At 68.8% G+C, this 11063-nt stretch carries 10 protein-coding genes; 5 read left to right on the top strand and 5 right to left on the bottom strand.

The genetic code is table 11. From position 1 onward, the window contains the following. Positions 1-32: 32 nt before the first annotated feature. The 3 genes from AC3EO7_RS11235 to AC3EO7_RS11225 form a co-directional block, all read right to left on the bottom strand. Positions 33-203 carry a DUF2613 domain-containing protein gene (locus AC3EO7_RS11235; RefSeq protein WP_084501446.1) on the bottom strand — a complete coding sequence of 57 codons (171 nt, stop codon included), beginning with the start codon at positions 201-203 and terminating at the stop codon, positions 33-35. 114 nt (positions 204-317) lie between these two features. After that, the gene (locus tag AC3EO7_RS11230; protein WP_431968318.1) at positions 318-1406 is read right to left on the bottom strand and encodes an isochorismate synthase; all 1089 of its coding nucleotides are present in this window, start codon (positions 1404-1406) and stop codon (positions 318-320) included. A gap of 63 nt (positions 1407-1469) precedes the next feature. Next, positions 1470-1955 (bottom strand): universal stress protein, encoded by a 486-nt coding sequence (locus AC3EO7_RS11225; protein WP_431968316.1) that lies wholly within the window; start codon positions 1953-1955, stop codon positions 1470-1472. A gap of 130 nt (positions 1956-2085) precedes the next feature. On the opposite strand from AC3EO7_RS11225, the gene AC3EO7_RS11220 reads away from it, so the two are divergent. From AC3EO7_RS11220 to AC3EO7_RS11205, 4 genes are all read left to right on the top strand, one after another. Further along, a complete protein-coding gene (locus AC3EO7_RS11220; RefSeq protein WP_435591139.1) occupies positions 2086-3552 on the top strand; it encodes an ADP-ribosylglycohydrolase family protein in 1467 nt (488 codons plus the stop codon). A gap of 152 nt (positions 3553-3704) precedes the next feature. Then, entirely contained in the window at positions 3705-4865 is a 1161-nt protein-coding gene (locus tag AC3EO7_RS11215; protein WP_435591138.1) for a glycoside hydrolase family 3 N-terminal domain-containing protein, read from the top strand. 306 nt (positions 4866-5171) lie between these two features. Continuing rightward, the gene (locus tag AC3EO7_RS11210; RefSeq protein WP_141808227.1) at positions 5172-5771 is read left to right on the top strand and encodes a TetR/AcrR family transcriptional regulator; all 600 of its coding nucleotides are present in this window, start codon (positions 5172-5174) and stop codon (positions 5769-5771) included. A gap of 102 nt (positions 5772-5873) precedes the next feature. Beyond that, positions 5874-7103, top strand: coding sequence for a DUF5685 family protein (locus AC3EO7_RS11205; protein WP_435591137.1), 1230 nt, complete (start codon positions 5874-5876; stop codon positions 7101-7103). 61 nt (positions 7104-7164) lie between these two features. On the opposite strand, the gene AC3EO7_RS11200 is transcribed toward AC3EO7_RS11205, so the two are convergent. Beyond that, positions 7165-8031 (bottom strand): MaoC/PaaZ C-terminal domain-containing protein, encoded by an 867-nt coding sequence (locus AC3EO7_RS11200; protein ID WP_431968307.1) that lies wholly within the window; start codon positions 8029-8031, stop codon positions 7165-7167. Beyond that, the gene (locus AC3EO7_RS11195; RefSeq protein ID WP_435591136.1) at positions 8031-9428 is read right to left on the bottom strand and encodes a 3-oxoacyl-ACP reductase; all 1398 of its coding nucleotides are present in this window, start codon (positions 9426-9428) and stop codon (positions 8031-8033) included. Before AC3EO7_RS11195 ends, AC3EO7_RS11200 begins: the two co-directional genes overlap by 1 nt. Before the next feature lie 249 nt (positions 9429-9677). On the opposite strand from AC3EO7_RS11195, the gene AC3EO7_RS11190 reads away from it, so the two are divergent. Continuing rightward, positions 9678-11000, top strand: coding sequence for an acetyl-CoA C-acetyltransferase (locus AC3EO7_RS11190; RefSeq protein WP_431968303.1), 1323 nt, complete (start codon positions 9678-9680; stop codon positions 10998-11000). Positions 11001-11063: the final 63 nt, after the last annotated feature.

Below are 11063 nucleotides of genomic sequence, written 5' to 3'. Positions count from 1 at the left end.
GCGAGTCGGCGGATGAAGCGGCAGTCAGCGGCTCAGCGGCTGCCGTACTCAACGTTGTTGAGCAGCGAGGAATCCGCATCGCCACTGCGGTCGATTTCGGGGCGCGTGTTCTGCTGTACCGCCGCGGTGATGACGAACACCGCGATCGCACCGAGCACGGCACCGGCTACCGCACTCGCAACACCAGGAACAGCAAACTTCATCGCGGCTCTCCAATACATCGGGACAGGCACATTCCGCGTCAACCTACCGCATGCCGCGCCCGGAGGGTGAGCAAGGTGACAATCGGGCGTCTCACAATTTCCGAGTGGCCCCGGCTACTCCGGCACCGCGCAGTGCAGGCCGCCGAGGAAGGTGCGCAGCTTGGCCGTCGTTTCGTCCAGTTCCGCCCGCGGTTCGGAGGCCGCGACGATGCCGCCGCCCGCGAAGGCTCGCAGCGCGCGTCCGTCCGCCGACAGTTCCGCGCAGCGGATCGCGACCACCCATTCGCCGTCGCCCCGCGCGTCGCACCAGCCGACGGCCCCGCCGTAGAAGCCGCGGTCCTCCTCGACGTGGTTGATGGTGTCGAGGGCCAGCGCGGTGGGCGTGCCGCAGACCGCGGGGGTCGGGTGCAGCAGCAGCGCCAAGTCGAGCGCGGTGGTCGCGGGATCGCGCACGGTGCCGGTGATCGGCGTGGCCAGATGCCACACGTCGTGAGTGTTGACCAGCTGCGGGCCGTCCGGGATGGTCAGGTCGGCGCAGACGGGCGCCAGTCGCTCCCGGATCCATTCGATGACGAACGCGTGCTCGTCACGGTTCTTGGTGCTGGTCAGCAGCTCGGCGGCCTGTGCGGCGTCCGCGTCCGGATCGGCGCGGCGCGGCGCGGTGCCTGCGAGCGGACGCAACGTCACGGTGGCACCGTGCCGCGCGACGAGCACCTCGGGTGTCGCGCCGATCAGTGTCCCCGCGCGACCGGCGGGCGTCAGATCGACGGCGTAGACGTTGGCGTGCGGGTGCCTGGTGAGCAGCTGCGCGGCGACGAGTTCCGGGTCGAGTTCGCTGTCCGCCTCGGCGAGCACGGAACGGGCGGCGACCACCTTGCGCAGCGGCTGCGCCGGATCGTTGATCTGCTCGATCAGTTTCGTCACCCGCGCGATGTGTTCCGCCGGACTCGGTATTTCGGTGACCACCCGCACCGTCGGCAGTTCGGGAAGCGCGGCGGGACGCCAAGGGCCCGCGGTGTGTTCGGCCCGCTGCGGCGCGGCGAGCGCGGCAGGCCGACTCGGATCGAAAGGCAAGGCCCCGACGACGATCTCCGCCGCGCCGTCCCGCAATGCCGAGAGGGCGCGGTTCGCGTCGTCGAAGATCATCCGGGTCCCGGTCGCGCGCATCACACCATTGGGCTGGGCGAGCAGGAATCCGTTCATGATTCCTCGACCATAGACCCGCGCGACCGTCACGGGCGCGCCTGAGCGACCGAGATCACCGGGTCAGAATTCGCGCTGCGGTTCTCTGCCGGGCGGAACCATCAGCACCGGACGGTGACAGTGCTTGAGCACGGCGTCGGCCACGCTGCTGTGCAGCAGGGCGCGAATGCCGGTGGCGCCGCGGGTGCCCGCGACGATGATGTCCACGTCCAAGTCGTCGGCGCATTCCACGATCGCGTTCCAGATGGTGGTGGTGCATTCGGCCGTGCGCGCCTCGGCGTTCAGGCCCGCGAGCTTGGCCAGCCGCACGCCCTCGGTGTTGATGTTGCGCGCGTCGACGTAGGCGATGTCCTCGAGCTCCTCGTCGGGCACCCACTCGGGCTGCATCACGCCGGACAAGCCCGAGAGCCGAGCGGCCTGGCGCACCATGGGTTCCCAGGCCGTGAGCACCACGGCCCGGTTCGCGGAGAGAAACCGGCCGGCGTATTCGATGGCGCGCTTGGCGTTCTCGGACCCGTCGTAGGCGATGAGCATCAGATCGCAGGGCACGGTGACCTCCTGGTCGGAGTCTCCTGGCTATGGAACCGAGGTTACCCTCGCTCGCAGGCCCGCGGACGGTGCGGCGCGCAGGGATAATCAGGCACAAGAGCACGGTTGAGCAGCGGAAACCGGGAGTGCGATGGACCCGACGATCGAGGCGGTGTTCTACGGCAGGCACGAGGCCGACCCGCGCGCCCTGCTGTACTTCGAATGGCGTCAGCGTCTCGAATCCGGACACCTCGTCGCCCGGTTCGAGTCCGCGGTTCGCGCACTGGCGACCGCCGACCCGGCCGATCCGGAGGCATGCTGGGCGCTGCTGGAGGAGATCGAGTCGGCGCCGTGCGATCCCGGGTGGAGGTTCGAGGAGGGGGAGTCGGCTGATGTCGAGTCCACCGGGGTCGGTTCTTGCGGTGAGGGGACTGCGCCTCGGCGGGGAGCCGAACATTCCGCGGCCCGGACGGAGGTCGGTCCGACGTCTGCTGGTGCTGCGTCGACCGGTTCAGCGTCCCTTGGCTTCACCTCTCCCGGTCCGGCGGCGTCGGATTCCGCGGCGACCACCTTCGGTCCGGATGACGAACTCCTGGAACGTATCCACGGTGGTTGGCTGGGGCGATGCGTCGGGTGCACGCTCGGGAAGCCGCTGGAGAACGGATTCGTGTGGACGCGTGCGCACATTCGCACGTATCTGGAACGGGCGGGCGCCTATCCGCTGACCGACTACGTCCCCGCCGTGCTCCCACTCCCATTTCCGCTGAACCCGAGCTGGCCGATGTCGGTACGCGGCCGGATCGACGGCGCTCCGCGCGACGACGACGTCGACTACACCGTGCTCGGACTGCACCTCCTGGAATCGCGCGGTCTGAACTTCACGGCGGACGATGTCGCGAACCTATGGCTGGAACGCCTGCCCTTCCTCCAGACCTACACCGCTGAACGCGTCGCCTACCGCAATCTCGTCGACGGCCTGCGCCCACCCGCGACGGCCACTGTCCGCAACCCATACCGCGAGTGGATCGGCGCCATGATCCGCGCCGACATCTTCGGCTACGTCAACCCGGGTGATCCACAGCGCGCCGCCACCCTCGCCGCCCGCGAGGCAGCCGTATCCCACACGGGCAACGGCATTTACGCCGCGATGTGGGCCGCTGCCTTGATCGCCGCCGCTTTTGCCGCCTCCAGCCCGTCCGCCGCGCTCATGTCCGCCCAAGACGTGCTCCCACCCGGTTCGCGCCTGGCCGTCGCACTCGCAGAGGTGCGTGCGGACCACGATCACGGGCTGTCTTGGGAACGGGCTGTGCACAACATCGAAACCAGGCACGGTGAGTACAACTGGGTCCACGCCATCCCCAACGCCTGCCGAGTTGCCGCCGGGCTGCTTTGGGGCGCAGGTGATTTCACCCGAACCATCGCGCTCACGGTGCAGAGCGGAGCCGATACCGACTCCAACGGTGCCACCGCCGGTTCGGTCGCCGGGATCCTGGTCGGCGCCAAGGAGATTCCAGCTCACTGGACTGATCCCTTTCACGACACCCTGCACAGCGCGGTAATCGGTTACGACGGCGTGCATATCTCCGATCTCGCCCGCCGCACTCGGGTCCTGGTGTGAGAGTGTCCCGAACCCCCGCGCCCACGTCCCCCACCGCACCACCCGACCAGACCCGCCCCTCCACACCCCACCACCGAAAACCCCAGCTCAGCCCCACCCGCCTAACCACCCCCGCCAACCACCCCAACCCACCCCCGCACTACCGTTGACCCATGCGGAAGACGCCTCTCGTCCTGCTCGCACTCTGCGCCGCGGTCGCGACCGCCTGCTCCGGCGGCGACACCCCGACGCCGGCCACGACTTCGCCGGCCGAATCCCCCGCGACCACATTGGCCGCATCGCCGACCAACCCACCCAAACGCGACTGCAACGCGGAATACCTCGCCCGCTTCACCCCGCGGCAGAAGCTCGCGCAGCTGCTGACCGTCGGCGTGACCGGTAGCGGCGACGCGGCGAACGTGGTGCGTAACGAGCAGGTCGGCGGCATCTTCCTGGGTGGCTGGACCGACCGGTCGCTGATTTCCGGTCCCGCGCTGGACGAGGTGAAGGCGTTGGCGACGACGCCGCTGATGGTGACGATCGATGAGGAGGGTGGCCGGGTCTCGCGGGTTCGCGATCTCATCGGACCTGTGCCGTCGGCCCGCGCCACCGCGCAGACCATGACCCCGGAGCAGTTCTACGACGCCACGGTGTCCCGCGGCCGGGATCTGAAGGAACTCGGCGTGACGGTCAACTTCGCCCCCGACGTGGACGTGAGCAGCCAGCCCGACGACACCGTCATCGGCGACCGGTCCTTCTCGGACGACCCCGAGGTGGTCACCCGTTTCGCCGACGCGTACATCCGCGCCATGCGCGAGGTCGGCGTCGGCACCGTGATGAAGCACTTCCCCGGCCACGGTTCCGGATCGGGCGATTCGCACACCGGCGCGGTGCGCACGCCGCCGCTGGATCAGCTCCAGACGGTGGACCTCGTGCCCTACCGCAACCTGATCGGTTCCGGGGCGGCCGTCATGGTCGGCCACCTGGACGTGCCCGGCCTGACCGAACCGAACGTGCCCGCCAGCATCAGTCCGCAGGCCATGTCGCTGCTGCGCGAGGGAACCGGATACGGAGCCGCCCCGTTCGACGGCCCGATCTTCACCGACGACCTCGGCGGCATGGCGGCCATCACCAGCCGGATGACCATCGAGGAAGCGGTCGAGGCGGCATTGGTGGCGGGCGCCGACAACGCACTGTGGATCACCACCGACGCCGTTCCGAGCGTGTTGAACCAGCTGGAGCAGGCGATGGCCAGCGGTCGGCTGCCCGCCGCCCAGGTCGACCGGTCGGTGCTGCGGATGGGCGTGTACAAGGGGGCGCTGCCGTCCTGCTGAGGGGAAAGCCGATCCGGCAGCCGGATGATTCCCGGCCGGAGCGGAGGCGGCGGTACACCCTCTCGTATGACGTACAGGCGGGTTCCCAGCCGCGCCCCGTAGTATCGCTGAGTTTCCGTAGACGGTCCCGCCACCGGCGATGTCGACCGGTTCGGCTCACCTGAGGGGATCGCTGTCAGGCGATGTCGCCTCCGGCGTGCGCACGGGCCGGAGCGCGCAGCCGACACCGGCGACTGGTGAGCAAATCCGTCCCGCGGAACTTACCTTGGAGTAATATAAGAGATTCACCATGTGGTAGGAGAGTGGATGGCGGGCGGAACGAAGCGACTTCCTCGGGCGGTTCGTGAGCAGCAGATGCTCGACGCCGCGGTCGAGGTGTTCGCACGCAAGGGTTTCCACGATACGTCGATGGATGCGATCGCCGCCGAGGCGAAGATCTCCAAGCCGATGTTGTATCTCTACTACGGCTCCAAGGACGAACTGTTCCGGGCGTGCATCCAGCGCGAGGGCTTGCGCTTCATCGAGGCCGTCGCGCCCGCGGGTAACCCGCTGCTCACCCCGCACGAGCAGGTCCGCACCGCGCTGGAGGGCTTCCTCGGGTTCGTCGACCGCAACCGCAAGTCCTGGCAGGTGCTCTATCGCCAGGCGATCGGTCAGCAAGCCTTCGCCTCCGAGATCGACAACGCCCGCGAGCGGGTCATCGAACTCACCGCCAAGCTGCTCGAATCCAGTGCCAAGCACGCCGAACCCGGCACCAACTTCGATGTCGTCGCGGTCGCCGTCATCGGCGCGGGCGAGGCCATCGCCGATCGGGTAGCCAGCGGGCGCATCGAGGTCGCCGAGGCCGTCGACCTGCTCGACGACCTGGCCTGGCGCGGTCTGGCCGGTCGCAAGAAGCCGGAATAACCGGCACCCCGTTTGCCAGCCGGGCGGCGCTCTGCCACTCTCTTCGAGATCACAGCAGGAGGGCCGCCACGGCTCGGGGACAAACGGGGAAAAGTGTTCGGGATGCTCAGGCCGTGCTCGCACGGCGCCGAAAAGTACGGTATCGACGCGGCCGAGTGGCGGTCGCACATGTGCGGGCTGTGTCTCGGCCTGCGCGACGGGCACGGCCAACTGGCGCGAGCCGCGACGAACACCGACGCGATCTTGCTCAGCGTGCTGACCGAGGCGCAGCTGCCAGGTCCTTCGGCACGCACCACCGCAGGTCGTTGTCCGCTGCGTGGCATGCAGCGAGCGCAGGTGGCCGCCGCCGATTCGCCCGGCGTCCTGCTCGCCTCGACCGCGTCGCTGCTGCTCGGTTCGGCCAAGCTGCGCGATCACGTCGCGGACGGTGACGCCGCACGGCTCGCCGGACGACCCATGACCAGGATGTCGACGCGCTGGGCCGACGGCGCCCGCAGACAGGCGGCGCTGATCGACTTCGACGTGGAACCCCTTGTCGCCGCGATCGATGCACAGCAACTCGTGGAAAGCCGCGCAGCGTCCAACGGCGCTTCCGCCGAACCGCCGGTCACGCTCGACGAACTCACGGCCCCGACCGCCCTGTGCGCGGCCGAACTCTTCGCCCACACCGCGATTCTGGCGAACCGTCCCGAGAACGCCGACCGACTCCGCACCGCAGGAGAGCATTTCGGCCGCATCGCCCACCTATCCGACGCCATCGCGGATTACGACGACGACACCGCACACGGCCGCTTCAACCCGCTCGCCGCGACAGACACCACCCTCGCCGAATCGTATGAACTGGTGCGCGAGTCCGACGCGGAGCTGCGCAGGGCACTCGCCGCGGCCCGCCTGGCCGACGTCCCCACCATCCGCTGGATGCTGCTGGATCCGTTGCACGCGCTGGTGCACCGGCTCGGCAAGGGTGTCGGTGCGGTAAAAGCCCACGTCTGCAATACAACTCACGATGGTCACCCGCACGCCCACCTCGGCGATCATCGACCGTCGACACCTGTCTCCGAGACCACCCACGGCCACCCCCGCGCCCACCGCACCGGTCACCGCCCGCCGACTCGTCGCCCCGGCATCGGCGAGGCGCTCGCCTTGGTGCTCGGCGTCTACTGCACCGGCTACGCCTGCTGCGCCGACCACACCAGTCCCTGCACTGGCGAACGCAAGGACGCGTGGTGGAAGGGCTGCGACTGCGGTTCCTGCTGCGACTGCGCCGATTGCTGCTCGGGCTGCGGCGATTGCTGCAGCTGCGGTGATTGCGGTTGTGGCTGCGACTGCTGACGCACACGAAAACGCCCCCGAATCGGCCTGATTCGGGGGCGTTCTCGGTCGACCGAAGAACTCAGCGCAGCGTCGCCGTCAGGTGCGGGTAGCCCTTCTTCGGGTGGAGCAGCGACAGATCCCAGCCGCCCTCGACCTGATCGGCGTAGACGTTCACCGTGGCGGGCAGCAGAATCGGCTTGCCGAACTTCACCGAGTAGGTGGCCTTCTCGGGAATGCGGCCCTCGATGTTGCCGAGAACGTTGGCCGCCGACCACATGCCGTGCGCGATCGCTTTCGGGAAGCCGAATGCCTTGGCGCCCAACGCCGAGGTGTGGATCGGGTTGTGGTCACCGGATGCGTTGGCGTACCTGGTGATCATCTTCTGATCCACCCGCAGGGCGCGCATCGGCGGCGGGGGCACTTCCTCCTCCTTCGGCTCGCCCTTGGGCTGGTCCGACAGCGAGGTGCGCTGCTGGTGCAGGAAGGTGGTGACCTGTCGCCACACGCGCTCCCGTCCAACGCTTACTTCCGTTATCGCGTCCACCAGCAGACCCTTCGGGTGCTCGCGCAGGTTCTCGATGTGGGTGCGGAAGTCCAGCGGCTCGCTCACCGAGATCTCGCGGGTGCGCTCGATCAGGTTCTGCGCGTGCACCGCACCCACCGCCACGAACGGGAAGTCGCGGGCCACCACCAGCTGCATGGCCAGCGGGAAGCTCAGGATGAACGGGTAGGTCAGCGGCAGCGAGTCGCCGAAGCGCAGGCCGGTGGCCCGGCAGTAGGCGGCCAGATGATCCGGATCCACCTTCACTCCGTCGAGCCGAACGACCCGATCCGGAATCGTCGACTTGCGCGCCGAAAGCAGCGGCACCGGTACCGCGCCCAGCGCGGCCTTCACGAAAAGGCTACTGTTCTTGGGCGTTTCGGTGAGCGTGATGGTCTCGGTCATCATGCTCCGATCAGGCTCTGGCCGCAGACTCGAACCACGTTGCCGCTCACCGCGTTCGAGGCCGGGCTGGCGAAGAACGCGATGGTCTCGGCCACGTCGACGGTCTGGCCGCCCTGCAGCAGCGAGCTCATCAGGCGGCCTGCCTCGCGGGTGCCGAGCGGGATGGCGGCGGTCATCGCGGTCTCGATGAAGCCGGGCGCCACCGCGTTGATGGTGATGCCCTTCTCCGCCAGCTTCGGAGCTTCCGCGTTGACCATGCCGATGACGCCGGCCTTGGAGGCGCCGTAGTTGGTCTGGCCGCGGTTGCCCGCGATGCCCGCGATGGAGGACACGTCGATCACGCGGCCGCCCTCCTTCAGCACGCCCTTGGCCACCAGGCCCTCGGTGATGCGGTGCGGTGCGGCGAGATTCACGTTGATGACCGAGTTCCAGCGGCCCTCGTCCATGTTGGCGAGCAGCTTGTCGCGGGTGATGCCCGCGTTGTGCACGATGATGTCGATGCCGCCGAAGCGCTCGGTGGCGAACTCGGCGAGCTTGTCCGCGGCGTCGGGCGCGGTCACGTCCAGCGCGAGCGCGGTGCCGCCGACCTTGTTGGCGGTCTGCGAGAGCGCCTCGCCCGCGGCCGGGATGTCGGCGACGATCACCTTCGCGCCGTCACGGGCGAACACCTCGGCGATGGTCGCGCCGATGCCGCGCGCGGCGCCGGTGACCACGGCGACCTTGCCCTCCAGCGGGCGGTCCCAGTCGGCAGGCGCGGTGGCGTCGTCCTTGCCGACCCGGATCACCTGGCCGTCGACGAACGCCGACTTGGCCGACAGCAGGAAGCGCAGGGTGGACTCGAGGCCGGTCGCGGCGGCCGAGGCCTCCGGGTGCAGGTACACCAGCTGGGCGGTGGAGCCGCGCAGCAGTTCCTTGGCGATCGAACGGGTGAAGCCCTCGAGCGCGCGCTGGGCGATCTGCCCGTCGACGGTGCCCGCCAGCTCCGGGGAGGTGCCGATGACCACGACGCGGCCCGACGCGGTGATGCTGCGCATCGCGGGCTGGAAGAACTCGAACAGCTGGGAGAGATCCTCGATCGAGCCGATGCCGGTCGCGTCGAAGACGAGCGCGCCGTACTTGGTCCCCTGGCTGGGCTTACCCACCCCGTCGGCTCCGCCGACTGCCGACCCCGCAGGCGAGTCGGCGAAGGTGTAGTCGGACAGCAGTGCACGCACGGGCTCGGCGACGCGGCCCTTGCCGCCGATGAGCACCGGGCCCGCCAGCGGCGGCTCGCCCTTGACGTAGCGGCGCAGGTGCTCCGGCTGCGGCAGACCCAGCTTGCTCGCCAGGAACTGGCCGGGGGCGGAGTGGACGAACGATCCGTAGAGGTTGGGTGCACCCTTGCTCTTGGCTGCCACTGTTCCTACCTTTTCTGTCTCGAATTTCGCGGATGTCTGGTTCGCCCCTGGTGTTCCGCACGTTTCCGCGAGGGCCTGGTCTGCGTGGCAGGCACCGCGCGGTGGGCGTGTCAGCGCACATTTGCGGGGTACAGTGTCGACAACAAACTTACTCCAGAGTAAGTTTAAAGTAAACCAACGCGCGGGGCGCCGATCTGCGAAGAGCCGCACCCGGGCGCCGGACCACCCGACGAGACCTTGGAGACTCGAGTGACAAACAAAGCCCGTTCAACCAAGAGCACGGCCAAGACCGCGAAGACGACGCGTCCGGTCGCGATCGTGGGCGGCAACCGGATCCCGTTCGCTCGCTCCGACAAGGCGTACGCCCACGCCTCCAACCAGGACATGTTCACCGCCGCGCTGGACGGTCTGGTGAGCCGGTTCAACCTGCAGGGCGAGCGGCTCGGCATGGTGGTCGGCGGCGCGGTGCTCAAGCGGGTCGGCGAGCACGGCATGATCCGCGAAAGCATTCTGGGCAGCAAGCTTTCGCCTTACACCCCGGCGCACGACCTGCAGCTCGCGTGTGGCACCGGTCTGCAGGCGATCGTCACCGTCGGTGACGCGATCGCGGCGGGCCGCATCGAGGCGGGCGTCGGCGGCGGCACCGACACCACCTCCGACGCGCCGATCGGCGTCAGCGAAGGCATGCGCGAGTGGATGCTCGACGCGAACCGCGCCAAGAGCAACAAGGACCGTCTGAAGCTGGTAGGCCAGCTGCGCCCGAGCATGGTCGGCATCGAGATCCCGCGCAACGCCGAGCCGCGCACCGGCCTGTCCATGGGTGAGCACGCCGCTATCACCGCCAAGGAATTCGGCATCGCGCGCGAGGCGCAGGACGAACTGGCCTACCTGTCGCACAAGAACATGGCCGCCGCCTACGACCGCGGCTTCTTCGACGACCTGGTCACCCCGTTCCTCGGGCTGACCCGCGACGACAACCTGCGCCCGAACTCCTCGATCGAGAAGCTCGCCACCCTGAAGCCGGTCTTCGGCAACAAGCTGGGCGACGCCACCATGACCGCGGGCAACTCCACCCCGCTCACCGACGGCGCGTCCGCGGTGCTGCTGTCCAGCGATGAGTGGGCCGCCGAGCGCAACCTGCCCGTGCTCGCCCACCTGGTGGACTCCGAGGTCGCCGCGGTCGACTACATCCACGGCCCCGACGGCCTGCTCATGGCGCCCACCTACGCGGTGCCGCGCATGCTCGCTCGAAACGGCCTGACCCTGCAGGACTTCGACTACTACGAGATCCACGAGGCCTTCGCCTCCGTGGTGCTCGCGACCCTGCAGGCGTGGGAATCCGACCAGTACTGCAAGGAGCGCCTCGGCCTCGACGGCGCGCTCGGCTCGATCGACCGCAGCAAGCTCAACGTCAACGGCTCCTCGCTCGCCGCGGGTCACCCGTTCGCCGCCACCGGCGGCCGCATCGTCGCCTCCACCGCGAAGATGCTGGCCGAGAAGGGCTCCGGGCGTGCGCTGATCTCCATCTGCGCCGCGGGTGGACAGGGCGTCGTCGCCATCCTGGAGCGCTGACCCGTCACGCCACGAAGGCGGCATCCGGTCTTCCGGATGCCGCCTTTCGCGTACGCGACGAAT

The sequence above is a fragment of the Nocardia sp. bgisy118 genome, from assembly GCF_057708605.1.
Note: the sequence above shows the minus strand (reverse complement) of the source record. Positions and strands in the feature narration are given on the sequence as shown.

Coding starts and splice junctions, on each gene's coding strand:
- AC3EO7_RS11230 (WP_431968318.1), bottom strand. CDS start 1,406: ATGAACGGATTCCTGCTCGCCCAGCCCAATGGTGTGATGCGCGCGACC.
- AC3EO7_RS11235 (WP_084501446.1), bottom strand. CDS start 203: ATGAAGTTTGCTGTTCCTGGTGTTGCGAGTGCGGTAGCCGGTGCCGTG.
- AC3EO7_RS11220 (WP_435591139.1), top strand. CDS start 2,086: ATGGACCCGACGATCGAGGCGGTGTTCTACGGCAGGCACGAGGCCGAC.
- AC3EO7_RS11210 (WP_141808227.1), top strand. CDS start 5,172: ATGGCGGGCGGAACGAAGCGACTTCCTCGGGCGGTTCGTGAGCAGCAG.
- AC3EO7_RS11215 (WP_435591138.1), top strand. CDS start 3,705: ATGCGGAAGACGCCTCTCGTCCTGCTCGCACTCTGCGCCGCGGTCGCG.
- AC3EO7_RS11200 (WP_431968307.1), bottom strand. CDS start 8,031: ATGACCGAGACCATCACGCTCACCGAAACGCCCAAGAACAGTAGCCTT.
- AC3EO7_RS11205 (WP_435591137.1), top strand. CDS start 5,874: ATGCTCAGGCCGTGCTCGCACGGCGCCGAAAAGTACGGTATCGACGCG.